The organism is Arthrobacter sp. efr-133-TYG-118 (assembly GCF_030209755.1).
In the GTDB taxonomy this organism is placed as follows: Bacteria; Actinomycetota; Actinomycetes; order Actinomycetales; family Micrococcaceae; genus Arthrobacter.
Genome location: NZ_JARVRH010000006.1, coordinates 1 through 24,767, shown reverse-complemented (window position 1 = coordinate 24,767; position 24,767 = coordinate 1). Strand labels below are relative to the sequence as shown.

The 24,767-nt window shown below is 64.7% G+C and carries 18 protein-coding genes and 1 pseudogene; 10 read left to right on the top strand and 9 right to left on the bottom strand.

The features are described from left to right. Nucleotides 1–41: 41 nt before the first annotated feature. Nucleotides 42–2,150: a DNA gyrase/topoisomerase IV subunit B gene (locus QRN59_RS05185; RefSeq protein WP_284981448.1), complete on the bottom strand. Its 2,109-nt coding sequence runs from the start codon at nt 2,148–2,150 to the stop codon at nt 42–44. Between the two features lie 222 nt (nt 2,151–2,372). Here QRN59_RS05185 and QRN59_RS05180 point away from each other — a divergent pair, with 222 nt between their 5' ends. Then, nucleotides 2,373–2,594, top strand: a complete 222-nt coding sequence (locus tag QRN59_RS05180; RefSeq protein ID WP_059389114.1) for a DUF7455 domain-containing protein — start codon at nt 2,373–2,375, stop codon at nt 2,592–2,594. 85 nt (nt 2,595–2,679) lie between these two features. Here QRN59_RS05180 and QRN59_RS05175 read toward each other — a convergent pair whose 3' ends face one another. Together QRN59_RS05175 and QRN59_RS05170 are read right to left on the bottom strand one after the other, a co-directional pair. Then, a complete protein-coding gene (locus QRN59_RS05175; RefSeq protein ID WP_284981447.1) occupies nt 2,680–3,306 on the bottom strand; it encodes an FMN-binding negative transcriptional regulator in 627 nt (208 codons plus the stop codon). Between the two features lie 47 nt (nt 3,307–3,353). Further along, entirely contained in the window at nt 3,354–4,295 is a 942-nt protein-coding gene (locus QRN59_RS05170; RefSeq protein WP_284981446.1) for a DMT family transporter, read from the bottom strand. On the opposite strand from QRN59_RS05170, the gene QRN59_RS05165 reads away from it, so the two are divergent. Then, nucleotides 4,294–5,706: an aminotransferase-like domain-containing protein gene (locus QRN59_RS05165; RefSeq protein ID WP_284981444.1), complete on the top strand. Its 1,413-nt coding sequence runs from the start codon at nt 4,294–4,296 to the stop codon at nt 5,704–5,706. The genes QRN59_RS05170 and QRN59_RS05165 overlap by 2 nt on opposite strands. Before the next feature lie 80 nt (nt 5,707–5,786). On the opposite strand, the gene QRN59_RS05160 is transcribed toward QRN59_RS05165, so the two are convergent. The 4 genes from QRN59_RS05160 to QRN59_RS05145 all read right to left on the bottom strand — a co-directional run bounded on the left by QRN59_RS05160 (nt 5,787) and on the right by QRN59_RS05145 (nt 11,052). Beyond that, nucleotides 5,787–7,085, bottom strand: coding sequence for an RNA polymerase sigma factor (locus tag QRN59_RS05160; RefSeq protein WP_284981443.1), 1,299 nt, complete (start codon nt 7,083–7,085; stop codon nt 5,787–5,789). A gap of 313 nt (nt 7,086–7,398) precedes the next feature. Continuing rightward, the gene (locus tag QRN59_RS05155) at nt 7,399–8,616 is read right to left on the bottom strand and encodes a DUF4192 domain-containing protein (RefSeq protein WP_284981442.1); all 1,218 of its coding nucleotides are present in this window, start codon (nt 8,614–8,616) and stop codon (nt 7,399–7,401) included. Nucleotides 8,617–8,719: 103 nt separating this feature from the next. Continuing rightward, nucleotides 8,720–10,078 carry an MFS transporter gene (locus QRN59_RS05150; RefSeq protein ID WP_284981441.1) on the bottom strand — a complete coding sequence of 453 codons (1,359 nt, stop codon included), beginning with the start codon at nt 10,076–10,078 and terminating at the stop codon, nt 8,720–8,722. Nucleotides 10,079–10,113: 35 nt separating this feature from the next. Next, on the bottom strand, nt 10,114–11,052 hold the full coding sequence (locus QRN59_RS05145; RefSeq protein ID WP_284981439.1) for a proteasome assembly chaperone family protein: 939 nt from the start codon (nt 11,050–11,052) through the stop codon (nt 10,114–10,116). Nucleotides 11,053–11,370: 318 nt separating this feature from the next. On the opposite strand from QRN59_RS05145, the gene QRN59_RS05140 reads away from it, so the two are divergent. The 5 genes from QRN59_RS05140 (at nt 11,371) to QRN59_RS05120 (ending at nt 17,445) form a co-directional block, all read left to right on the top strand. Continuing rightward, on the top strand, nt 11,371–12,891 hold the full coding sequence (locus tag QRN59_RS05140; protein WP_284981438.1) for a leucyl aminopeptidase: 1,521 nt from the start codon (nt 11,371–11,373) through the stop codon (nt 12,889–12,891). A 234-nt stretch (nt 12,892–13,125) separates the two neighbouring features. Continuing rightward, nucleotides 13,126–14,508: a dihydrolipoyl dehydrogenase gene (gene lpdA / locus QRN59_RS05135; protein WP_284751995.1), complete on the top strand. Its 1,383-nt coding sequence runs from the start codon at nt 13,126–13,128 to the stop codon at nt 14,506–14,508. A gap of 107 nt (nt 14,509–14,615) precedes the next feature. Further along, a complete protein-coding gene (gene sucB / locus QRN59_RS05130; protein WP_284981437.1) occupies nt 14,616–16,340 on the top strand; it encodes a 2-oxoglutarate dehydrogenase, E2 component, dihydrolipoamide succinyltransferase in 1,725 nt (574 codons plus the stop codon). Between the two features lie 124 nt (nt 16,341–16,464). Further along, nucleotides 16,465–16,836 (top strand): hypothetical protein, encoded by a 372-nt coding sequence (locus QRN59_RS05125; protein ID WP_284981436.1) that lies wholly within the window; start codon nt 16,465–16,467, stop codon nt 16,834–16,836. Nucleotides 16,837–17,016: 180 nt separating this feature from the next. Continuing rightward, the gene (locus QRN59_RS05120) at nt 17,017–17,445 is read left to right on the top strand and encodes an OsmC family protein (protein ID WP_284981435.1); all 429 of its coding nucleotides are present in this window, start codon (nt 17,017–17,019) and stop codon (nt 17,443–17,445) included. Nucleotides 17,446–17,521: 76 nt separating this feature from the next. Here QRN59_RS05120 and QRN59_RS05115 read toward each other — a convergent pair whose 3' ends face one another. Then, nucleotides 17,522–21,007: a S41 family peptidase gene (locus tag QRN59_RS05115; RefSeq protein ID WP_284981434.1), complete on the bottom strand. Its 3,486-nt coding sequence runs from the start codon at nt 21,005–21,007 to the stop codon at nt 17,522–17,524. 84 nt (nt 21,008–21,091) lie between these two features. Here QRN59_RS05115 and QRN59_RS05110 point away from each other — a divergent pair, with 84 nt between their 5' ends. Further along, nucleotides 21,092–21,991, top strand: a complete 900-nt coding sequence (locus tag QRN59_RS05110; RefSeq protein ID WP_284981433.1) for a TIGR01777 family oxidoreductase — start codon at nt 21,092–21,094, stop codon at nt 21,989–21,991. Nucleotides 21,992–21,995: 4 nt separating this feature from the next. Here QRN59_RS05110 and QRN59_RS05105 read toward each other — a convergent pair whose 3' ends face one another. Then, on the bottom strand, nt 21,996–23,636 hold the full coding sequence (locus QRN59_RS05105; protein ID WP_284981431.1) for a protein kinase domain-containing protein: 1,641 nt from the start codon (nt 23,634–23,636) through the stop codon (nt 21,996–21,998). A gap of 192 nt (nt 23,637–23,828) precedes the next feature. Here QRN59_RS05105 and lipB point away from each other — a divergent pair, with 192 nt between their 5' ends. After that, the gene (gene lipB, locus QRN59_RS05100) at nt 23,829–24,497 is read left to right on the top strand and encodes a lipoyl(octanoyl) transferase LipB (RefSeq protein WP_284981429.1); all 669 of its coding nucleotides are present in this window, start codon (nt 23,829–23,831) and stop codon (nt 24,495–24,497) included. Further along, nucleotides 24,494–24,767, top strand: a pseudogene (locus QRN59_RS05095) (lipoyl synthase); the annotation flags it as partial. The gene lipB and the pseudogene QRN59_RS05095, both read left to right, overlap by 4 nt.

The following is a 24,767-nucleotide window of genomic DNA, read 5'->3' as shown; positions in this document are numbered from 1 at the left end:
CGTGCTTGGCTGGATTGGCCCGCTGACGCAGGAACACTGGATCAGGCGTCGATGCGTTCCCGGTCCAGGTCCGCGGCGCCGGCAATAATGAAGTCCTTGCGCGGGGCGACGTCCGATCCCATCAGCAGGTCAAAGGTGTCCTCCGCCATCTTGGCGTTCTCAATCCCCACCTTGCGGAGGGTGCGGTGGCGCGGATCCATGGTGGTCTCGGCGAGCTGCTCGGCGTCCATCTCACCCAGGCCCTTGTAGCGCTGGATGGGTTCCTTGTAGCGCTTGCCTTCCTTCGCGAGCCTGGCCAGCAGGACGTGCAGCTCAGCCTCCGAGTACGTGTAGATCATCTCGTTGGCCTTCTGGCCGGCGTTGATGACTTCCACACGGTGCAACGGCGGTACCGCAGCGTACACCCGGCCCTCGTCGATCATCGGGCGCATGTACCGGAAGAACAAGGTGAGGAGCAGCGTGCGGATGTGGGCGCCGTCGACGTCCGCATCGGTCATCAGGATCACCTTGCCGTAACGGGCGGCGTCGATGTCGAAGCTCCTGCCCGAACCGGCACCCACTACCTGGATGAGGGCTGCACACTCCGCGTTGGAGAGCATGTCCCCCACCGAGGCCTTCTGCACGTTGAGGATCTTGCCACGGATCGGCAACAGCGCTTGGAAGTCCGAGGACCGCGCCAGCTTGGCAGTGCCAAGCGCGGAGTCACCTTCCACGATGAACAGCTCGGAGCGTCCGACGTCGTCCGTGCGGCAATCTGCCAGCTTGGTGGGCATCGACGACGTCTCCAGCGCATTCTTCCGGCGCTGCGTTTCCTTGTGGACGCGGGCAGAGATGCGGGACTTCATCTCGCTGACGATCTTCTCAAGCAGCAGTGCGGACTGGGCCTTGTCGTTGCGGTTCGCCGAGTTCAGGCGCGCTGTGATCTCTTCCTCGACCACCTTGGCAACGATCGCCCTGACGGCCGAAGTGCCCAGGATCTCCTTGGTCTGGCCCTCGAATTGCGGCTCTGCCAGGCGGACCGTCAGCACTGCCGTCAGGCCGGCAAGGATGTCGTCCTTCTCAATCTTGTCGTTGCCCGCCTTGAGCTTGCGTGCGTTCGTTTCGACGGCCTTGCGGAAGGTCTTCAGCAGTGCCTGCTCGAAGCCTGCCTGGTGCGTGCCGCCCTTGGGCGTGGCGATGATGTTGACGAAGCTCCGCATGGTGGTTTCGTAGCCGATCCCCCAGCGCAGCGCGATGTCCACTTCACAGTCGCGTTCCACTTCGGCGATCTTGCTGTGCCCGTTTTCGTCAAGGACCGGAACGGTTTCCTTGAACTTGCCCGCACCGTGGAGCCGCCAAACATCAGTGACGCCCGAATCCGCGGCCAGGAAGTCGACGAACTCGGAAATGCCGCCGTCGTGGTGGAAGACCTCCTGGTGCGGCCCGTTTTCGCCGGGGGTACCGGGGAGCCGGCGCTCGTCGCGCACCGTGAGCTTGAGGCCCGGAACCAGGAATGACGTTTGGCGGGCGCGCGCCGCAAGATCCTCGAGCGAGAACTTCGCGTCCGGGGTGAAGATCTGCCGGTCTGCCCAGTAGCGGATGCGGGTACCGGTGACACCCCGCTTGGCCTTGCCCACGACGTCGAGCACCGAGTTCTCGACGAACGGTTCGAAGACCGACGTCGGGCTGGGCTTCGAGCCGGTGTCCTTGAATCGTCCCGGCTCGCCCCGGCGGAACGACATCTGGTACGTCTTGCCGCCGCGGTCCACCTGCACGTCAAGGCGGGCAGAGAGCGCATTCACTACGGACGCGCCAACGCCGTGCAAACCGCCGGACGCCGTGTAGGAGCCGCCACCGAACTTTCCGCCGGCATGCAGTTTGGTAAAGACGACTTCGACGCCGGTGAGCCCGGTCTTGGGTTCCAGGTCCACGGGGATGCCGCGGCCGTCGTCGTGGATTTCCACCGAATTGTCCGCGTGCAGGATGATCTGGATGTCATGCCCGAAGCCTGCCAGCGCTTCGTCCACGGAGTTGTCGATGATCTCCCACAGGCAGTGCATGAGGCCGCGTGAGTCCGTGGAGCCGATGTACATGCCCGGACGTTTGCGGACCGCCTCCAGGCCTTCCAAAACTGAAAGGTGCCGGGCGTTGTATTCAGAACTCGGTGCCACGGGCGGGGCGCTCCTTCGGGGGTATAACAGAGGCAAAAAACACTTCTCCTAGGCTAGCCGCCCCGGAGCCAGGACGAGAGCTGCCACTCCCAATCGTGCTGGACGCCACTTCCCGGTGTTACGCACATGTGATACGCGGACAGCGAACGTGACCCATCCTTGCCATGGTTTTGCTTCGAATGCTGGTTATATGGATACACAGAACTACTAAGGAGGCCGAACATGACAACAGCAGTTGCAGACCGCACACTCAATGCACTCGACCGGTGCGACCGTTGCGGGGCCCAGGCATATGTCCGCGTTGTACTCGAGTCCTCCGGCGGTGAGCTGCTCTTCTGCGGCCACCACGCACGTGCAGTAGAGGCCACGCTGCGGCCGATGACCTCGGACTGGCATGACGAGACGGCTCGCCTTCAGGAGAAGGAACCCGTCCTCGCCGACTAGCCATCAGGGGCCGGCCCCAGCGGCAGCCCGGCTGACATAATTTCACAGAGACAGCGGCCCCCTCCGGACGGAGGGGGCCGCTGCGTTAACTTCCCTGCCTGGCCCGGGCTACGTCGGCAGCAATCTCCTTGTGCCCTTGGGCTTCAAGCCCGGCCACGACCCCGTCGATGTCCTTGTCGGGCCGGTTCTGGCTCAGTTTGGCCTTCGCTTCGATACGGGTAATGACCAGCTCGATGCCAACGATCGCCCGCAACTGGCCGGAGACGTAGCGCTCCGGCGCGTCATCCACGGACCACGGTCGCTCGGAGCGGGCTTCGTTGAGGTTGGTCAGCTGCCTGACATGGTTCCCGAGCCACGCGGCATCGTCATGGACGGCAAGCTTGCCGTAGACGTGGGCTGTGGAATAGTTCCACGTCGGGACGACGCGTCCATGCTCTGCCTTCGATGCGTACCAGGAAGGCGAGATGTAGGCGTCCGCTCCTTGGATGATCGCGAGTGATTCTCCGATCGCCGGCTCGGACCATTGGGAGTTGGTTCGGGCGAGGTGTCCGTGGAGCGCGCCGTGTTCGCCGATCGAGGGATCATAGATGAGCGGCAGGAGGGTCACGAGCAGGCCCTGCGACGTCATGGTGACCAGATTCGCCGCACTTGGCCGCGTCAGGAGGTCGTGGATGTCGTCAGGACCGGCCTCGAAATGCGCTGGGATATACATGGTTCTATTCTTCCTATCTTGGGACGGGCGATCTGTTCTGTTGGTCTTCAGCGATTCTGTTTTGGGCGCAGCGGATTGAGCCGGACCCGGACGGCGACGCCGGCGCAGACGATGACGGCCAGCCCACCGACAATCGTGGTCCAGCCCAGGGATTCGCCCAGCAGCAGCCCTGCCCAGCAAATGCTCAGCACGGGCTGGATGAGTTGTACCTGGCTGACTTTGGCCATGGGTCCAATGGCGAGGCCCCGATACCAGGCGAAGAAGCCGAAGAACATGCTGACGACTCCGAGATATCCAAAAGCAGCCCACTGGCCCGGCGAGGCTGACGGTGGCTGCTGGGCCATGGAGAGGGCAGCCAGGCCGGTCATCAACGGCAATGCCAGGACGAGCGCCCAGGATACGGTCTGCCATGCGCCGAGTTCGCGGGCGAGCAGTCCGCCTTCCGCATAACCGATGGCCGCAGCAACGACAGCTCCGAGGAGCAGCACATCCGCCCAGTTCAGCTGCCCGGGCCCGCCTGACTGTGCGAAAGCGAAAACAATGGCCGCAACAGCCCCAACGGCCGTCACCAGCCAGAAGGCGACCGGTGGATGCTCCCGTCCACGGAGTACTGCGGCGGTTGCCGTTGCTGCCGGCAAGAGGGCGATGACGACGGCACCGTGGCTGGCCGGCGCCGTCGTGAGTGCGAACGAGGTGAGCACGGGGAATCCGACAACAATCCCGGCGGCAACCACGGCAAGGCGCGCCCATTGCCTGCCTCGAGGAAGCCGCTGCCTGGTGAGCGAGAGGGCGAATGCCGCGAGTATCGACGCGACGACGGCACGGCCGGAGCCGATGAACAAGGGCGACAGGCCACCAACCGCCACCCGGGTGAAGGGAACAGTGAACGAGAACGCCGCTACTCCCACGAGGCCCCACCAAAGGCCCGTTGCCGGACGGGACGGTATCACTGGGCGAATTATTGTAGTAGCGCTACTATTGTCTCTCATGAACAACGATAGCAGTTCAAGGATTGCGATGCGATTGCGGGAATGGATCGCCGGGGCCGCACCGGGATCCCGGCTGCCGTCCACCCGGTCGCTGGTTGCCGACTACCAGGCCAGCCCTGTGACGGTGCAGAAAGCCTTGCAAGCGCTCACTTCGCAGGGCTTGATCGAGAGCCGGCCCGGCGTCGGCACCTTCGTGCGGGCGATCCGGACAGCACGCCCCTCGGATTACGGTTGGCAAACTGCGGCACTGCGCGCACCGCAAGCGCCTCCGCGCTCAGCCTCCACCACGATGCGGGACACGTCGAACGCCACTATTGCCTTCCATTCCGGATACCCGGACCGGGAACTCCTGCCGGAGCGGCTTGTGCGGGCCGCTCTCGCCCGCGTGGCCCGCGGCGACGCTGCTTTGTCCCGGCCTCCGGCGCCGGGCCTTCCCGAGTTGCAGTCCTGGTTCGCGCACGAACTCGGCAGCGCGACGCCGGCTGGGCTCACCCCGCCAACACCGAGCGACGTCATCGTGCTGCCTGGAAGCCAAGGCGGCCTCAGCTCCATCTTCACCGCATTGGTGGGCCACGGGCAGCCGCTCCTCATGGAATCTCCGAGCTACTGGGGAGCCATCCTTGCCGCGACGCAAGCAGGAGTCCGCATCGTCCCGGTGCCCAGCGGAGCCGATGGGCCGGACCCCGAAGAATTGGCCAGGGCCTTTGAGGATACGGGCGCACGGTTGTTCTACGCCCAACCGAACTATGCGAACCCCACTGGAGCGCAATGGTCCACCCGTCGGGGCGAAGAAGTCCTGGACGTCGTCCGACAGTACGGCGCGTTCCTCGTCGAGGACGACTGGGCCCACGACTTTGGCATCACGTCGACGGCGGTACCCCTCGCCGCCCGTGACGACTCCGGCCACGTGGTCTATCTGCGCTCCCTTACGAAAAGCGTTTCACCCGCTATCCGCGTTGCCGCCGTCATCGCCCGCGGCCCCGCCCGCGAACGCATTCTTTCGGACCGGGCAGCCGAGTCGATGTATGTCAGCGGATTGCTGCAGGCCGCGGCACTCGATGTCGTCACCCAGCCGGCCTGGCAGACGCATCTGCGCAGCCTCCGCCATCAGCTCCAGTCACGCCGCGACCTCCTTGTCTCAAGCCTGCGCGAGCACGCCCCCCAGGCCCATCTCAGCCTCATCCCCAAGGGAGGGCTGAACCTCTGGGCACGCCTGCCCGACGGGACAGACCTCGAAAGTCTGACCCGTGACTGCGAGAGTGCGGGGGTGATGATCGCGGTCGGTACGGAATGGTTCCCGGCCGAACCGGCGGGACCGTTCATCCGGCTCAACTTCGCAGGACCGAACCCCTCCGCCTTCCCGGAAGGCGCCCGCATCCTCGGCAAGGCACTCGAACGGAACAGCCCCTAGACGCAAGAAGTGGACCCCTGGATTTTCCGGGGATCCACTTCTTGACGGGCTGTGCCGGTTAAAGCACGGCGTCCGTTGCTTTAGTCAAGGTAGTCGCGCAGAACCTGCGACCGCGAGGGGTGGCGCAGCTTGGACATCGTCTTCGATTCGATCTGACGAATGCGTTCGCGGGTGACTCCATAGACCTTGCCGATTTCGTCTAAAGTCTTCGGCTGGCCATCGGTAAGGCCGAAGCGCATCGCGACGACGCCTGCTTCACGCTCGGACAGGGTATCGAGCACCGAGTGCAACTGCTCCTGGAGGAGCGTGAAGCTCACAGCGTCCGCCGGCACAACGGCTTCGGAGTCCTCGATGAGGTCACCGAATTCTGAATCGCCGTCTTCGCCAAGCGGGGTGTGCAGCGAGATGGGCTCGCGGCCGTACTTCTGGACTTCAACGACCTTCTCGGGGGTCATGTCCAGTTCGAGGGCCAGTTCCTCAGGCGTAGGTTCGCGTCCAAGGTCCTGCAGCATTTGGCGCTGGACGCGTGCCAGCTTGTTGATGACTTCCACCATGTGCACCGGGATGCGGATGGTTCGGGCCTGGTCGGCCATGGCGCGGGTGATGGCCTGGCGGATCCACCACGTGGCGTAGGTGGAGAACTTGAAGCCCTTGGTGTAGTCGAACTTCTCCACTGCACGGATCAGGCCCAGGTTGCCTTCCTGGATGAGGTCCAGGAACAGCATGCCGCGGCCGGTGTAGCGCTTGGCCAAGGAGACCACGAGGCGCAGGTTGGCCTCGAGGAGGTGGTTCTTGGCCCTCTTGCCGTCGTGGATGATGAATTCGAGCTCACGCTTGAGCTTCGGATCCATGGAGCCGTCGTCGGCGTTGATCTTCTCTTCGGCGAAGAGACCGGCTTCAATGCGGAGCGCAAGGTCGACTTCCTGCTCCGCGTTCAGCAGGGCAACCTTGCCGATCTGCTTCAGATAGTCCTTGACGGGGTCGGCCGTGGCGCCTGCTGACATGACCTGCTGGACAGGCGCATCGTCGTCGTCGGCATCCGAGTAAACAAAGCCGGAACCGGTCGTGGCAGGCTTCTTGCCCTCTTCGCCTTCTTCGACTTCCTCCGTGAGCTCTGCTTCGTCGGGAACCACGGCGTCAAAATCCTCGGCTTCTTCTTCGGAGTCCTCGTCGGTGCCGGCGGACTTGTTGGCTGCTTCGGCAGCGGCCTTGGCGCCGGGCTTGGGCCCGCGCTTCTTAGGTGCCGGCTTCTCTGCACCTGCAGTCGAAGCACTGGCAGCACGCGTTGCCGCACGCTTTGCAGCTGTAGCCGCCTTCTTTTCTTCGGCGGACAGTTCGGCCAGGGCGGCGGGTTCCTTCTCGGCGGAAGACGGGGTCACAGAAAACCTTTCTAGCGGCGGTCTGTGGAATCACCATGGGGGCAACACCACTATGACCCTGTCAAGTCCGTGATCAACATCAAGTGCCATCGCCGACTGCAGAGTCTTTAGGTAAAACTCCCGACGGCGCCTTAATGTTCCCTTAGTTCAGGGGACGTTTACGACACTTGAAACACGGACCCAACCGGGTCTCGGCAACCATTGTCTCACGGTTTTGGATTCCAGGGGGTCGATACCCGCTACCGTGCAGACATTACGCGCCGCACGGATTTCCCTCCACGGCGCACACCCGGAGTCACCTCAGGCCCAGGGGTCATGCTGCCGCCCCACCGAACTTCCGCCACGCCGATGACTTGCTTTTGGCCCAGCCGCACACCGTTCCGCGCCTCACCACCTCGGCGAGCAGTTCCGCGAGCCGATAGCCCTGTTGTTCAGCGTCAGCCTGCGAAAGGAGCTCGTGGGCGAACGAACCGCTCCCACGGCACCACTGAATCCACCCCCGGATCGTGAGCATTGCAGCCCGTGCCTCCCCGCCGCCGCGCCGGGAGAGCATCGCCAGGACCTGATCCAGGCTCGTCAACCGGTTCCAGTCGGGGTTCACCGGGTAGAGGCCCAGGAGCACGTCTCCGTAGCGTAAGACACTGACATCCGCGGCCGCGGTCGGCTTGCCCGCTGCCGGCGCCAGGGAACCGAGCCCGGGCGGAATGACCGCGGGATCCCCTTCATCGTCCTCATCGTCAAAGAAGCCGAAGGCCTCCGCACCGCCGCAGGCGACCTCTTTCCCCGCGGCTGCCAGGACGACCACGGCGTCGCGCCACGCGGGAACCCTCAGGCTCGCCCGGAGGAACGCCGCGGCCTCGCTGTCGAATTCCTCTGGACGGCTGGAATCGAGGACCTTTGTCCACACATCCAGCATTTCTTCGAATGACTTCCTGCTCCGCCACCGCCGGAGCAACTCCTCAAGCACGGCGCCTTCCGCGCCCATGAACTCCGGATCAAGGGCAGGCTGGTCCACGGGCCCCAACCTCCCGGGCGATTCCCTGACGCTGCTCCCCCTGAACACCATTTCCGCGTTGAGCCGGCTGTCCAGGATCTGGTCCACGGGACGCCCGGGAAGAGGACAGCACTCCAGATCGGCGCAGAATGCGCTTCGCCAGTAGTCGGAACCAATGAACCAGGCATCCCGCAGTGCCAAGCCACGCTTGGCCAGGACGGGTTCCAGGGCTTCCAGCAGGCGCAGCTTGTGTGGCACAACGCCGGCATCGTCCCAACCGTCGTCGCTGAAGAATGCCAAAAGCACGCCGTCGGCGTCATGGTCCGCTTCCAGATACTCACCGATCCTCCGTGAGTACGCGGCAAGCACGCGTTCGGATCTCTCGGGCGGAAGGTCCACGCGAAGGGTGGCGCCAAGTGTCTGCCCGCGCAGCGTGATGGCAACGAGGCTCTCCTTCGGCCAGAGTCCCAAGGCATGCGGAATGAAGCCGAGGATGTCCTCGGGCCGGGAGATGGTCACACGGTTGTCTGCTGTCATGAATCCAGCATCGGCAAAATAATGGGTGACGGCAGGCCTCAATTGCCCTATGTGGACAAAGGCGTCCATAAGCGCCTGTGGAGGAACACCGCTGCGAAGCAGGCTAGGGCGTGGAGCTTCGCTGCTTCGCGAGCCGTTCGCGGCGCAATTCCACGCGGCGCCGGCGCTGGTTTGCCAGCGACACGAGGAGCGGCGGGACGTGGACACCCTGGGCCGCCATCTGGCGGCGTACTTTGCGACGGGTCATGAGGATCAAGACCGTACCCACGAGCAGGAACAGGAACTGCACGCTCAAGGCGATGCGGAAGGACGCCAGGCCGTACAGCTCCCCGCCCGAGAAACCGCTGGTATGGAGAAGGTCGAGGATGAGCCCCACCAAGTAGATCGTCAGGAGCGCTGCAACGAAGCCGCCCACGTTGACGATGCCCGTGGCGGTGCCGATCCTGTGGGAAGGATTGAATGTCCGGGCAAAATCAAAGCCGATCATGGACCCGGGGCCGCCGATCGCCAGGGCGACCACCAGCAAGGCAAGCAACCACAGGGGTGCCCTGCCCGGCAACAGCAGCACCGCAGCCCAGGCAAGCGCGGTAGCCGCCGTAATCAGGAGGACCATGGCCGAGCGCCGCATGGGGTGCCTGGCCACGAAGGTCCCAAACAAAGGCCCCACGAGAATGCTGGTGACTACGAAGAGTCCCATCAAGGCGGACACGGTGGCCGGGTTCAGGCCCTGCGCCGATACAAGGAACGGGTAGCCCCAGGACATGGCGAAGACGTTGCCGCTGAACTGGACAGTGAAGTGGCACCAGAGTCCCAAACGCGTCCCGGGCTGCCGCCAGGCACGGGCCAGGGTCACACCCGTGGCGCGTAGCCCTTGGGCGTTCTCCCGGGGCGGGTGACCCGGCGGAACGTCCCTGAGCAAGGCGAGGACCAGGACCACGGCGAGCGCGGACAACGAGCTCAACGCCAGGAAGGCCGTATTCCAGCCCGCCGAATGAAGGACTAAGGCGAACGGCACCACGCTGATGAGCTGGCCCAGCTGGCCCGACATTCCCGTCAGCTGGGTGACAAGAGGAACCCTTGCCGGGGCGAACCAGATCGGCACGAGGCGGATGACGGAGACGAAGGTCATCGCATCGCCGGCGCCGACGAGGACCCGGCCGAGCACGCCCGCCGGAACTGCGTCGGCATAAGCCAACTGGAGTTGGCCGAGGCCCATGAGCACGGCACCGCTGGCAATCATGGCGCGCGAGCCGAAGCGGTCAACCAGGAGCCCGACCGGTATCTGGAGGCCGGCGTAGACCAGCAGCTGAAGCACTGTGAAGAAGGAAATGGCGGCCGCGCTGGCATGGAACCGTTCGGTGGCCTCCAGTCCGGACACACCGAAAGATGTGCGCTGGGCTACTGCCACAAGGTAGGCGAGCACCCCTGTCGTCCAAATGAGCCAGGCGCGGGGTGCGTTCACCCTTCCATTATGCCCGGGGCCGCATTAAAGCTGCTTTATGGGCGCGCATCTTTACGTGCGAGATACGCCTCAACCGCTGCTCCCAGGTCCTCGGCGTTCGGCAGTTCGTCGTTCTCGTCGGCGAGCAGGGAACGGCGTACCGTTCCTTCGGCCTTGTCGTCATAGCGGGACTCCAGTTTTGAAACCACCTGCTGGACGTCCTCGGATGCTTCCACTTGTTCGGCGATCTGCCTGCCTACTTCCCTGCCGGCCTCGCGAAGGCGGTCCGTCGGCAGCATCAGGGACGTGGCTGCCCCCAGGTATTCGAGTCCCGCCACCGCTGCCGGCGGGTACTCGGCATCCGCGAGGTAGTGCGGAACGTGGATGACGTACCCAGCCACTTTCCGCGCGGCTTCGACCAGCCGCAGTTCCAGGATGTGGCCGATGGCTGAAGGAACCTCGACAGTCGGCTTCCATGTGGAAATGCCCTCGATGAGTTCCGGGCGGTTTCCGTGCACCGTCACGCCAACCGGCCGGGTGTGCGGAACAGGCATGGGAATCGAGTGGATCCAGGTCACCAGGTTGACGTCCAGTTTTTCCACGATCCCGACGACGGCGCGCGCGAAACGCTCCCACTGCAGGTCCGGTTCAAAACCGGCAAGCAGCAGGAACGGCTCGCCCAAGCCGTCATTCAGCTTGTAAAGCGCCAGTCGAGGGGCCTTGTAGTCCTCCAGATGGTCTTCGACAAAGCTGATGTGGGGACGGCGCGTGCGGTAGTCGATGAGCTGGTCAGCGTCGAACACAGCCACGGTTTCGACTTCGAGCGTATCCAGCAGTTCCCGGTTGATCTGCTGGACCACGTGTCCGGCATCAGCGAATCCGGTGAAGCCCATCAGCATATTGAGACCCCTGATATCCGGGCTGTGGAAGAGCTCGATGTTGCTCGCGTAGAGCGACTCAGGGTCAAGGAGTGAGCCGGAAATCCGTTCAAACACGGCATGTTCCTTTCGCAGTTTCAAGTTCTTGGAGGAGCAGGCGGCTTCACACCGCAGCAGACGCCTGGGCGGCCGGCCACGCTCCATGTATTGGTACAACGCCCCGGACCGGCCGCGCATTCCTGTCGGCCAATGTGCCGCAACTCTCATTTAATTGCTTTCCCGCGCAGCAGACAGACTACGATCGAGACGTGCCGCCGTGTGCGGACCCAAGCAACCACCGACGTTGTCACAAGCGGACAACCGAGGGGTACCAGGGCCGGGCGCCTAACATGCAGCCCGGCCAAGCCATGCAGAGAGAGATGAGGACAAATCCTCGTGGTGAAGACTACAGACATCACCCTTGGCACGATCGCCAAGGACCTGAAGAAGGCGCCCAGCGACGCGCTCGTGATAGCCGTCGGTCAGGGGGAAGACGGGCCGGTACTGCTCGGGAACCCGCTGGGGGCGAAGGCAGCGGAAACCCTCGCGGCTTCGTTGGGCCTCCTCGGCATCACGGGAGCAGCCGACCAGGTACACCGTCTGCCGGGTCTTCCGGAGACCGGTTCGGGCGTCCTCGTCCTGGCAGGTGTCGGCAAGGTCGCCGACGACGCCCTCCTCGCCGAGGAAACCCTGCGCCGGACCGCAGGATCCGCCGTCCGCCAACTGGCCGGCTTGTCCTCCGTGACACTGGCCCTCCCGACGGCGTCCCTCGCCGACGTCGCGGCCGTCGCCGAGGGCGCCGTGCTGGGTTCGTATTCCTATACGGAGCACCGCTCCAGCAAGGACGGCCTCAAGGATCCGGTCGGCAAGGTCCTGATCCACACGGCGTTTGACGGCAAGGATCTCCAGCCCGCGCTCGATCGGGCATTGCTTGTGGGACGCGCGGTCAACGCCACCCGCACCCTGGTCAACCAGCCTCCGAGCCACCTTTATCCGGAGTCCTTTGCCGAAGCCGCCAAGGAACTCTCCAAGGGACTGCCCGTCAAGGTAACCGTGTGGGACGAAAAGCGCCTCGAAAAGGACGGTTTCGGCGGAATCCTGGGCGTTGGAAAGGGCTCAACCCGCCAGCCGCGCCTCGTCAAGGTGGAGTACGCTCCGGCCAAGGCCACCAAGAAGATCGCGCTCGTCGGCAAGGGCATCACCTTTGACACGGGCGGCATTTCCATCAAGCCGGCCCTCGGCATGGGCGACATGAAGAGCGACATGGCCGGCGCCGCCGTCGTACTTAATACTGTCCTGGCCGTCGCGGGGCTCGGGTTGCCCGTCAAGGTGACCGCGTGGCTCTGCATCGCCGAGAACATGCCCTCCGGCGCTGCACAGCGCCCGGCTGACGTCCTCACCGTGTACGGCGGCAAGACAGTCGAGGTCCTCAACACCGACGCCGAGGGACGCCTGGTCATGGCCGACGGAATCGTCGCGGCCAGCCTCGAGCAGCCGGACGCCATCATCGACGTCGCGACACTGACGGGCGCCCAGCTGATCGCCCTCGGCAACCGCACTGCCGGAGTCATGGGTTCCGACGCCGTCACGGGCGCCCTCAAGTCCGCAGCGGACCGCGCGGGCGAACTCGTCTGGCCGATGCCGCTGCCGGAAGAACTGCGGGCCAGCCTCGACTCGCAGGTGGCGGACATCGCCAACATCGGCGAACGCCACGGCGGAATGATGACCGCGGCAGTGTTCCTGCGCGAGTTCGTCGGCAAAGACGCCGAGGGCAAGCAGATCCCCTGGGCGCACGTCGACATCGCCGGCCCGTCGTTCAACAACGGCAGCCCCTACGGCTACACGCCCAAGCAAGGCACCGGCTGCACCGTCAGGACGCTGCTCGCCTACGTCGAAGACGTGCTGGCCACGGCCTAAGCGGTCCGCAAGTGGGGTCGGTTTATGACCGGCCCCACGGCCCGACGTGAGTCTGGCCACAAGCGCCCCACAAAAGCCTCGGCAGGGTGGAGCATGGATAAGTGGTTCGCTAAGGTGAACCACGGTAGTCACAAATGCAAGAGAACTTCGGTGCTGGCATAATCGCGGCAGTACAAGTTCCAAGACCAGATGACGCGTAGTCGCGTGTCATCGCTCACGCGAGGGAGCGTCCTAGTGGCCGATCAGGCAACTGCGCAAGAATTCGACATCCTGGTACTCGGTGGCGGCAGCGGCGGCTACGCCACGGCTCTGCGTGCCGTTCAGCTTGGTTTCACCGTTGGTCTCGTCGAGAAGGGAAAGCTCGGCGGCACCTGCCTGCACAACGGGTGTATCCCCACCAAGGCCCTGTTGCACTCGGCGGAACTGGCCGACCATGCACGCGATTCCGCCAAGTACGGCGTCAACGTCACGTTGGACAGCATCGACATCACGGCCGTGAACAGCTACAAGGACGGAATCGTCGCCGGTAAGTACAAGGGCCTGCAGGGACTCATCAAGTCCAAGGGCATCACGGTCATCGAAGGCGAAGGCAAGCTGCAGGGCACCGACACCGTCGTCGTGAACGGCACAGCCTACAAGGGCAAGAACATCGTCCTGGCCACGGGTTCCTACTCCCGGTCCCTGCCCGGCCTGGAAATCGGCGGCCGCGTCATCACGTCCGATGAAGCGCTGACCATGGACTACATCCCCAAGAGCGTCATCGTCCTCGGCGGCGGCGTCATCGGCGTCGAATTCGCTTCTGTGTGGAAGTCCTTCGGCGTCGACGTCACGATCGTTGAAGGCCTCCCCTCCCTCGTTCCCAACGAAGACACCGCCATCGTCAAGAACCTTGAGCGCGCCTTCAAGAAGCGCGGCATCAAGTTCAGCACCGGCGTCTTCTTCCAAGGCGTCGAGCAGGACGACAACGGCGTGAAGGTCACGCTGGTTGACGGCCAGACCTTCGAAGCCGATCTCCTCCTGGTTGCAGTGGGCCGTGGCCCCGTCACCGCCAACCTCGGTTATGAGGAAGCAGGCGTGACCATCGACCGCGGCTTCGTCATCACCAACGAACGCCTGCACACCGGCGTCGGCAACGTCTACGCCGTCGGCGACATCGTCCCCGGTGTCCAGCTGGCCCACCGCGGGTACCAGCAGGGCATCTTCGTCGCCGAAGAGATCGCCGGCCTGAACCCGGTGGTCGTCGAAGACGTGAACATCCCGAAGGTCACCTTCTGCGAACCTGAAATCGCCACCGTCGGCTACACCGAAAAGGGCGCCAAGGAGAAGTTCGGCGAGGACCAGGTCCAGACCCAGGAATACAACCTGGCCGGCAACGGCAAGAGCTCCATCCTGGGCACCGGCGGCATCGTGAAGGTCGTCCGCCAGAAGGACGGCCCGGTTGTCGGTATCCACATGATCGGTTCCCGCATGGGCGAGCAGATCGGTGAAGCACAGCTGATCGTCAACTGGGAAGCACACCCGGAGGACGTGGCGCAGTTCATCCACGCACACCCGACGCAGAACGAGACCCTGGGCGAAGTCCACCTCGCACTGGCAGGCAAGCCGCTCCACGGCTAAGTCTTTACGCAAGACACCCGGTCCTGCGCCCGCATGAACTGCGTGCGCGGGACCCCAGCAGGCAACACTCATCCGCACTAAAGATCAATAAGGAGAACGGGGACGACATGTCTGAATCCGTTAACTTGCCCGCCCTTGGTGAAAGCGTCACCGAAGGCACCGTCACTCGCTGGCTCAAGCAGGTTGGTGACCGAGTGGAAGTCGACGAGCCCCTGCTCGAAGTTTCCACCGACAAAGTAGACACCGAAATCCCGTCTCCTATTGCCGGCATCATCGAAGAAATCCTCGTAGCTGAAGACGAGACCGCCGAAGTCGGCGCTCCCCTGGTTCGGATCGGCAGCGGCAGCAACGGCGCTGCAGCGCCCGCAGCCGCACCTGCGGAAGAAGCACCGGCAGCCCCGGCACCTGAAGCTGCACCGGCTCCCGCAGCAGCAGAAGCCGCAGCCCCCGCAGCTTCCGGCGAGGCATCGGGTCACGACGTGACTCTCCCCGCTTTGGGCGAAAGCGTCACCGAAGGCACCGTCACGCGTTGGCTCAAGGCCGTTGGCGACACCGTCGAGGTGGACGAACCGCTCCTCGAGGTCTCCACCGACAAGGTCGACACCGAGATCCCCTCCCCCGTGGCCGGTACTTTGCTCGAGATCCGCGTCAACGAAGACGACACTGCTGAAGTCGGTTCCGTTCTTGCCGTCATCGGCTCCGGCGCCCCAGCCGCAGCAGCACCGGCACCGGCACCCGCCGCCGCTCCGGCACCCGCAGCCGCGCCGGCACCCGTAGCAGCGGCCCCCGCCGCGGCAGCGCCCGTTGTTGAAGCCGTACCCGCTCCGGCAGCACCGGCACCGGCAGCCCCCGCACCGGCAGCAGCACCGGCTGCCGCACCCGCAGCGTCTTCGAGCGAGTCCGGCTACGTCACTCCCCTCGTCCGCAAGCTGGCCAACCAGAGCGGTGTCGACATCACCACCGTGACCGGCACCGGCGTCGGCGGCCGTATCCGGAAGCAGGACGTGCTTGCCGCGGCCGACGCAAAGAAGGCCGCAGCCGCTGCTCCGGCGTCCGCAGCTCCTACGACCCCCGGCAAGCCTGCTGCCACCCCCGTGGCGGCCTCTTCGCTCCGCGGGACCGTGGAGAAGGCCCCGCGCATCCGCCAGGTCATCGCCCGCCGCATGCGCGAGTCCCTCGAAACCTCAACGCAGCTCACCCAGGTGCACGAGGTCGACATGACCAAGATCGCCAAACTCCGCCTCAAGGCCAAGGGCTCCTTCGAGGCCCAGAACGGCGTCAAGCTGACCTTCCTGCCGTTCATCGCCAAGGCCGTGGCCGAAGCCTTGAAGCAGCACCCCAAGCTGAACGCGGCGTACGACGAAGACAAGCAGGAAATCACCTACCACAACGCGGAACACCTCGCGATTGCAGTGGACACCGACAAGGGCCTGCTGGTCCCTGTTATCTCCGACGCCGGCAACCTGAACCTTGCCGGCCTGGCCAGCAAGATCGCCGATGTCGCCGGCCGTACCCGCCAGGGGAAGATCGGTCCGGACGAGCTGTCCGGCGGTACCTTCAGCATCACCAACATCGGATCCGTCGGCGCCCTGTTCGACACGCCGATCATCAACCAGCCCCAGGTGGGCATCCTGGGCACCGGCGCCATCGTCAAGCGACCGGTCGTGGTTGCCGACGAGAACGGCGATGACTCGATCGCCATCCGCTCCATGATGTACCTGTCGCTGACGTACGATCACCGCCTGGTTGACGGTGCCGACGCCGGCCGCTTCCTACAGACCCTCAGGGCCCGCCTTGAGGAAGGTTCCTTCGAAGCCGACCTGGGCCTCTGAATCCAGTTATAGCGTGACGGGAAGGTCCCGACGGGAAACCGCCGGGGCCTTCCCGTTTTTCATGCCCGGATATTGCTCCGTGGCTTTGCTACGGCTCGTAGAAGATTCTGGCTAAGCTGGAGCCATGAGTATCCTCTTCAGCGTCCTGCTGTTCTTGCACATCGTCGGCGCAGCCATGATCGTGGGCTTTTGGATCGCCACCATGAAGCAGCCGACCGTCCACCCACGCCAGCGTGATGGCGCCTTCGTGCAGCTGATAACCGGCATTGCCATGATGGGAGTCCTGCCGGTGCTCCACAATCAAGATCCGGCCCACTTCGGCGAGCCCGACTACTTCAAGCTCGGCATCAAGTTCGCCATCGGTCTCGCAGTCGCCGTGATGGCCGTCATCGGCTCGCGCAAGGTCAAGAAGGGCGAAGCAGTCTCCACCGGATTGGCGCACGGCGTCGGCGGGTTGGCATTGCTCAACATCGCCATCGCCACGATTTGGCCGTAAACCCGCTCGATAAACGGCCGCCCGGACCTTCCGTCCGGGCGGCCGTTGCTGCTTAAACCGTGACAGTCACAATCCTCTGAGAGCGGACAAGCGGTGCGCCGCCGCCGTCGAATCCTTAGGATTGAACCCGGTGGCATCCGGTATCCGGATGCCAATTCGCAACGACGCTGAGGAGTGGACATGGCTACAACACGCACCGCACACACCGTATGGAACGGCAACCTGATCGAAGGCGCCGGCAACACCACGCTGGACAGCTCCGGGCTCGGAACCTTCAACGTCACTTGGAAGGCCCGCGCCGAGTCCGCAGAGGGCAAGACCAGCCCCGAAGAGCTGATTGCCGCCGCACACTCGGCATGCTTCTCGATGGCGTTCAGCAACGGCGTGGCAGGCGCCGGCTTCACGCCGGAAGAGGTCAACACCAAGGCCGACGTCACCTTCCAGCCAGGCGTTGGCATCACGGGCATCCACCTGACCGTGAGCGCACGCATCCCCGGTGTCTCCGAAGAAGAATTCCAGCGCCTCGCCGAAGACGCCAAGGTCAACTGCCCGGTATCCCAGGCACTTCGTGCAACTCCGATCACGCTGGATGCCACGCTCGCTTCCTAGCGGCAACACGTCCAAAGCAGCGAAGTCCCCGCCTTTCCTTCCGGAAGGGCGGGGACTTCTTTCTGCGGGCCTTCAGCTAGCCCTTTTGCGGCCTCGGGGGCAAAGCGGCCGGGCGGACCTTGCGGTAGCCTTCACGCAGCGGTGGCCGGTCCGTGGGTAGTTCCTGGACCATTTCCTTGAGCGCGCCGATCCCGTACTCCAGCTGCGGATCCGTGCCGGCCGCGTAGGCGTGGGGCGGGAACACCACTTCGATGTCAGGCTCAACCCCGAAGTTCTCCACGCTCCAACCGATGCCGCCTGAGAACCACGTGGCATAGCGCGGCTGGGTCACGCCAGTGCCGTCAGCCAGGGAGAAGCGGTTGTCGATGCCTACGACTCCGCCCCAGGTCCGGGTGCCGATAACCGGGCCGATACCGCGGAGTTTGGACACCTGCGTGATGATGTCGCCGTCGGAGCCCGCGAATTCGTCGGCCAGGATAATGACCGGGCCGCGCGGTGCGTGATGCGGGTATGTACGCGGCTTTTCGCCACGGGGCATGCTCCAGCCGGTGACCTTGCGGCCGATCAGTTCAGCCACGAGCTGCGAGGTGTGGCCGCCACGGTTCCGACGCACATCGACAATCAACCCGTCCAATGCGGTCTCGGTGTCGAGATCCCGGTGAAGCTGCGCCCAACCGTTGGCCATCATGTCCGGGACATGCAGATAGCCGAACTTTCCGTCCGAGGCCTCCCGCACGGTGCGCCTGTTGGCGTGCACCCATTCCTGGTACCGCAAGCGTTCCTCATCCTTCACAGGAACCACGGCAATCCGCCGCTGCAGGCCCGCCGCCTCCCCGTGCCCACCGCCATTCAAGATCGTGAGTTCCACGGTCCGGCCCGCTGCGCCCACCAGTTGTTTCGCCGGAGTACGGTCTGCGGAGAGCCCGACGCCGTCGATCGCGAGGATCACGTCGCCCACCTTCGCGTCGGCTCCCGGCCGCGTCAACGGCGAATTGGCCAGGGGGTCGGACGTGTCTCCGGCGAGGATTCGCGTGATCTCCCAACCGGCCTCCGTGAGCTTGAGGTCGGCACCGAGCCTGCCTTGTCCGTTGCTTCCGGGTTCGCCCGCCGCGGCCGGACGCACGTAAGCGTGGGAAGTGCCGAGCTCACCGTGCAGTTCCCACAGGAGGTCCACCAGGTCGTCATGCGAGCCCAGGCGTTCGACGACGGGACGGTACCGTCGGTGCATCGAATCCCAGTCCTGGCCGGCCATGTCTTCGGTCCAGAAGAAGTCCCGCTGCAGCCGCCATGCTTCGTCGAATGCCTGTCCCCATACGGCCAACGGATCCATGACCACCCGGATCCGGTTCAGCTCAACATTGACAAGCTCGCCCGATTCTTCCTCGGCCTTGGCGTCGGAGGGTACGGCGACAACCTTCTTGTCGTTGACGAAGACCAGTTTCTTGCCGTCTCCGGACAGCCGGTAGCGCTCCACCGCGGAGGCGAGTGTGACTTGCTTTTGCTTCGCAAGCTCGTAGCGGACCAAGGCCGGAGCGGGTGCCTTGTCCTGCACCGTGCCGCGGCCATCTCCCGTGACACCTGAGAGCGGGGTGTCGAGCCACAGCAGTGCGCCGCTGGAGGCCGAAAGCGCCGAGTAGTTGCCCTGCGGCACCGGGACGGCGATGACGCGCAACGGCAGCCCCTCACGGTCCACGGATACCGTGACGGCGGTCCCGGCGGGTGGAGCGTCCGTTTCGTCCTCGTCCAGCAGGTCCACTACCGGGCCGAAGGGCGAAGGAGTGGCTGCAGCGAGTGCCACGAGGTACGGCTTGATGGGGCTGGGGAAAGACAAGTCGAAGGCATGGCCGTCGTAGACGGGATCAAAGCTGCGGTTCGAGAGGAACGCGAGGAATTTGCCATCCGGAGTGAAGGCCGGCGATTCGTCGCAGAAGCGGCCGTCGGTGACCTCCACGATGTCTTCCGGGTTGGCGGTGTTGACCATGCGCAACTTGCTCCGTGAACCGAAGGATGTCACAGGTTCGGACCATGCGAGCCATTGTGAGTCCGGCGACCATGCGAGGCCTTCAATGCTGCCGTCCCCCACGCTGACAAGCAGCGACAATGTGCCACTGGCAGTGTCGGCCAGATAGACGTCCCCGAACGCGGTACCCACGGCAAGCCATCGGCCATCGGGGCTGGCTTCGAGGGCGCTTGGACGTGCAGCCCTTGGGAAATCGATCCTCAGGAAGTCGAGCCGTGACTCTTCTGCTCCGCCACCTGTGGAGTTGACCGGGACAGCCTCAGCGTCACCGGACGCCGCCGTCGGCTCCGCGTGCGGTTCCGGCAGTCGAACCTCGGACGTCGCGGGCTGTCCCGCGATGGCCGAAGCCGAGACGGGGCGTGGCAGTTGTCCGGCCCCGTCCTCTTCAGATTCGCGCGGCGCGGGTGCGGCGTCCTGGACCGGAGCCTCGACGGCCGGCCGCGAAAAACGCGGGGCAATCCTCTTGATGTACAACGAATCGACGCCGTCGTGGTCCGCCACATAGGCGATACGACCGTCAATGAGGGGCCGGGGAAGCCTTGCCCGCACGCCGGGAGTCGCTTCGACCACCCGGGAAGGTCCGTCTTTGTGGCGAAGCCAGTGGATGGTTCCGTGGGATTCCACAGCGCTGGCCGAACCCGCAGCGTCGGGGAAGACGTCGCCCAAGTGTGCGGCGACTTTGAGGGGTGCCGGCCGGCGCGACGGGGAGGCCGAGCCCAGGGCGATGTCCAGCCGTACCGCTTCGGCATCGGCCTCGAGCGTCGGCAGGATCCACAACTCGCCTGCCGATTCGAAGATGACCCGCTTGCCGTCGCTCGCAGCGTGCCGCACGTAGAAGTCCTCGTGATCGGTGTGCCGGCGCAGATCCGAACCGTCCGGTTGCACCGAATAGAGATTTCCGTGTCCCTCGTGGTCCGAAAGGAAGGCGATCCGCCCGCCTACCCACAGCGGGTCCGCAAGGTTCCCGTCGAGCTCGGGAAGCAAGCGGGCGAACTCGCCGTTCCCGTCGGCGTCGATCCACAGTTTTCCCGCGGTACCGCCGCGGTACCTCTTCCACCAGGCAGGCTCGCGGGAGAGCACGCTGGCAAGGACAACGGGACGCTCGTCCCCCACTTCCGGGCCGAACGCCACCGATTCGACGGGGCCGAAGGGAAGCTCGACGGCGGGTCCGCCGTCGAGCGGCAAGGCGTAGGCATGCGTGTGCCGCCCCTCGGCCTGTTCGAAAGCCGTGGTGACCACAATGTCGCCCGAGGAGGTGAATCCCTTGACGCGGGTGGTGCCGTGACCGAAGTAGCTCAACTGCCGGTACCCGCCGCCGTCGACCTTCGCTGTCACCACCTCGGGAGCGGCCCCGACGATCGTGGTCCAGACGAGCCGCTTGCCGTCCGGGGTGAAGCGGGGATTGCGTGCAGGGAGCTGCTGGGCCGAAATCCGCCACGCGCGGCCTCCGGCCACGGGCGCAATCCAAACGTCGTCTTCGGCCACGAAAGTGATCAAATCACCGTGCAAATGCGGGAAACGGAAGTAGCTGGAGGAGGTCATTGTTCGATCATAGTCAAAGGAGAAGCGAGCCCTTTTGAGGCCTGCCGTAATGCTGAAGTGATGCTTGCCATGATGAGATGGGGCATGCGAATCGTGATATCGGGTGCTTCAGGATTCATCGGAACCGCGCTCTCCGCGCATCTCCTCGGCAGCGGGCACGAGGTCGTCCGGCTGGTGCGCCGTCCGCCTGCAGGAGCCGGCGAAGCATATTGGGATCCGGCCGCGGGTCAACTGGATGAGGCGGTATTCGACGGCGCAGACGCAGTGGTCAACCTCTCCGGGGCAGGCATCGGGGAGCGCCGATGGACCAAAGCACGCGTGCGGGACATCATCGACTCACGCTTGCGGACAACAAAAACCCTCACTGCGGCCATGGGACGGCTGGGAACTCCGCCCGGAACGTTCCTGAGCCAGTCAGCCTCGGGTTACTACGGCTCGTCCCGTGCCGGCCTGCTCCGCGAGGACGCGGGGCCAGGCAAAGGCATGCTGGCCACCCTGTGCGTCGACTGGGAGGCCGCCGCCCACACGGCACCCGCCGGCGTGCGAGTGGTGACGCCGCGTACGGGTGTGGTCCTCAGCCCTGATGGCGGAGCGCTGGGGCCGCTCCTTCCGTTGTTGAAGATGGGCGTGGGCGGACCGTTGGGAAACGGCCGGCAGTATTGGCCCTGGATTTCCCTCGTGGATGAAGTTTCAGCCTTCGAATACCTGCTCAACTCCTCGCTCGAGGGTCCCGTCAACGTGTGCGCCCCGGAAAGTGCCGACGTCAACGCCATCGTTGCGCAGCTGGCGGCGGCCCTCCACCGGCCGGCGTTTCTTCGCGTACCTGCCCCCGCGCTGCGGCTCGCCCTCGGCAGCCATCTGGCAGAGGAACTTGTCCTTGCCAACCAGCGCATGGAACCGGCAAGGCTGATGGACTCAGGCTTTGCCTGGCAGCACCCCGCGCTGGCGGACGCCGCCCGATGGGTGGCAAGCGGCGGCAAATGATCGCTTAAGACTGCTTTGCCAGGATCTCGGTGATCCTCCACGTGTCCTCGCCACGCAGGAGAACCACCCTGAGTTCCTGTGGTTCGCCCCGGGGACGCGCTCCGACTACCTTTCCTGAAGCGTCCCGTTCTTCATAGGCGGAGGTTTCCACCGTGACAGCGACCGTTGCCCGGTCCGGGCCGGGAGGGCCCTCCACGCTCACGCTGGTCAAAATGGTGGAGAAGCCCGCGAGAACCAAGCCGGCGTCGATCAATTCGTCCCTGAGCTTTCCATCCGAGGCCGCGGCCGCCGAGCCCTGCACATTGACGTTGTCCAGGAGCACGAACTTGCCGGAACTCAACGCTGTGTCCCGGATCGCCGACAGTCCCCTGACGGCTTCCTCGGGGTTTGGGGATCGGATCAGGTTCCGTGCCGCCACCGGAACGTCGTCGAGGACGGTTCCTTGCCCTGTATTGCCCTGCAAGGTATTGCCCTGCAAGCCTGCCTCGTTCCCGCTTCGCCCTTCCTGGCCGGGCGCCGACGCCGGGCCCGGCACCGGCGGACCGGCTGCCGGTCCCCGATCCCCGGCCTGCCACGCTGTGCCAGCCCACCACACTGTGCTTATTGATCCGGCGCCCACAACTATCCCGAGGGCAAGCGCAATGGACGCCACCCGCCGTCGTACGGAAACAGGCGCAACCGCCCAGCGGCGCATTCGTCCTGCTCCCGGCGGACGGAAGCGGTTGAAAAGCGCCGCGATGCGGGCGCGCTTTGAGCGGGGACCTAAAGCCCGACGCCGGGTCATCAGTTCCGGAACAACCGTCGCGTGCACCGAAACGGAAAGGTCCACGGCTTCCGGCGCTGCGCTCCTGTAGACCGCGACACCCAATTCCGCCGCGGAGGGCCGCTGTTGCCCATCGGGATGAAGCCCGGCCTCGATGGCAACTGCCAGGGCGGTAGGGACCGCGGGCACCAGCAATGTCAGGGGCGGCCTGCGTGCCGCAGTGTCCGGAGCGGAACCGGTGAGGCAATACCAGCCAAGGGCGGCGAGGGCGTAGGTATCGCGCTGGGGCTGCAGTTCCGCGGTCCCCCGGACAATCGGATCGGGATCCACGAACCCGGGAGTTCCGGACTCGGGGATCCCGGCAGCGTCCCCCACCACGCGGGAAATGCCCATGTCCGAGAGGAGCGGTTTCCCTTGGGCGGTGAAGAGCACATTCCCGGGCGAAACATCGGAATGTGTCATGCCTTGGCGATGCAGATATGCCAATGCTTGCGCGAGGGGCGTCAGGATAGTCACCGTCTCACCCACGCCAAGACGCCCCCTGCTGGACACCAACTGCCCAAGCGAGCCCCCGGGGGCGTAATCCATCACGACGCCCAAGCCGCCGTCGAAGTACCCTGCCAAATCCACAACGCCGTGGACCTTGATGATGTGCTCGTGGTCCAGCCTGGACAGAAGCCGCACCTCACGGAGCACGGCTGACTTGGCCTCGCTTGGATCCGCCGTCGCCGGGCTCCGGCCACGGCATTTCACGGCGAAATTGTTCCCCGACCGCTGCTCGGTTGCGAGCCACACCGTGGCGCTCCCGCCGCAGCCCAGCTCACGGACCGGAACAAAGCCGGGGATCACAGGTTCGGAAGGTTCGATGTCCAGGGAGGGCATGTCCCCCTCATGGTCCTGACCACTATCGCCCGGCGAATAAGTCTCCATGCCTCAACAAATACCGGAAATCGCGGATTGCCGCAGAAGTTATCCACAGGCCAGAGGGCCGGAGCCCCGCAAGCAAGCCGAGTACGACTGAGAGCTTGGCCACAAAATCATAGCCTGCGTCCAGCGGGGTCTAAGCTTGTCCCCATGACTCTTGAGTTTTCACAGCTGGGTCTTGCCCCGGATTTCGTTGACTACATGCACGGCTGGGATATCCAGCGCGAACTCCACAACAAGGTTGTTGCCGGCGAGAAACCCAGCACTGTCTTGCTCCTTGAACATGCCGCGGTGTACACGGCAGGCAAGCTCACGGAGGACCACGAGCGCCCGTTTGACGGCACGCCGGTTGTTCCCGTCGACCGTGGCGGCAAGCTGACCTGGCACGGACCGGGCCAGCTCATTGCCTACCCCATCCTCAAGCTGAAGAACCGCGCCGGGATCCGTGACTACGTCGAGCGCCTCGAAGCCGTCATGATCGCGATCATGGAGGACTACGGGATCAAGGCCACGAGGGTCAAAGGCCGGGCCGGAGTCTGGGTCCTTGCCGACGACAAGGGTCCGGATCGCAAGATAGCCGCGATCGGCATCCGCGTCCTGGACGGCGTCACCATGCACGGCGTGGCGATCAACTGCAGCAACGACCTCGCTCCCTACGCACAGATCATCGCGTGCGGCATCACGGACGCCAGCGTCACCACCATGTCCATCGAGACCGGCAGGACCATCAATCCGGCCGACATTGCCGAGCGCTTCATCGAAGAGTTCCGCAAGCACGAAGAAGCACTCGTATCCAGCCCCGAAGGAGCACTCCAGTGACCCTGGCACCTGAAGGCCGTAAGCTGCTGCGCGTTGAACAGCGCAACAAAGCCGTCCCGGTCGAACGCAAGCCCGAGTGGATCAAGGCCAAGGTCCAGATGGGCCCGGAGTTCGTGGGCCTGAAGAACCTCGTGAAAAAAGAAGGCCTGCACACCGTCTGCGAGGAAGCCGGCTGCCCGAACATCTTCGAGTGCTGGGAAGACAAGGAAGCGACCTTCCTGATCGGCGGCTCCGAATGCACCCGCCGCTGCGACTTCTGCCAGATCGACA

What these genes read in the sequence shown, in the direction of transcription:
- QRN59_RS05180 (WP_059389114.1), top strand. Translation starts at nt 2,373, where the DNA reads ATGACAACAGCAGTTGCAGACCGCACACTCAATGCACTCGACCGGTGC.
- QRN59_RS05175 (WP_284981447.1), bottom strand. Translation starts at nt 3,306, where the DNA reads ATGTATATCCCAGCGCATTTCGAGGCCGGTCCTGACGACATCCACGAC.
- QRN59_RS05165 (WP_284981444.1), top strand. Translation starts at nt 4,294, where the DNA reads ATGAACAACGATAGCAGTTCAAGGATTGCGATGCGATTGCGGGAATGG.
- QRN59_RS05170 (WP_284981446.1), bottom strand. Translation starts at nt 4,295, where the DNA reads ATGAGAGACAATAGTAGCGCTACTACAATAATTCGCCCAGTGATACCG.
- QRN59_RS05155 (WP_284981442.1), bottom strand. Translation starts at nt 8,616, where the DNA reads ATGACAGCAGACAACCGTGTGACCATCTCCCGGCCCGAGGACATCCTC.
- sucB (WP_284981437.1), top strand. Translation starts at nt 14,616, where the DNA reads ATGTCTGAATCCGTTAACTTGCCCGCCCTTGGTGAAAGCGTCACCGAA.
- QRN59_RS05125 (WP_284981436.1), top strand. Translation starts at nt 16,465, where the DNA reads ATGAGTATCCTCTTCAGCGTCCTGCTGTTCTTGCACATCGTCGGCGCA.
- QRN59_RS05120 (WP_284981435.1), top strand. Translation starts at nt 17,017, where the DNA reads ATGGCTACAACACGCACCGCACACACCGTATGGAACGGCAACCTGATC.
- QRN59_RS05115 (WP_284981434.1), bottom strand. Translation starts at nt 21,007, where the DNA reads ATGACCTCCTCCAGCTACTTCCGTTTCCCGCATTTGCACGGTGATTTG.
- QRN59_RS05110 (WP_284981433.1), top strand. Translation starts at nt 21,092, where the DNA reads ATGCGAATCGTGATATCGGGTGCTTCAGGATTCATCGGAACCGCGCTC.
- QRN59_RS05105 (WP_284981431.1), bottom strand. Translation starts at nt 23,636, where the DNA reads ATGCCCTCCCTGGACATCGAACCTTCCGAACCTGTGATCCCCGGCTTT.
- lipB (WP_284981429.1), top strand. Translation starts at nt 23,829, where the DNA reads ATGACTCTTGAGTTTTCACAGCTGGGTCTTGCCCCGGATTTCGTTGAC.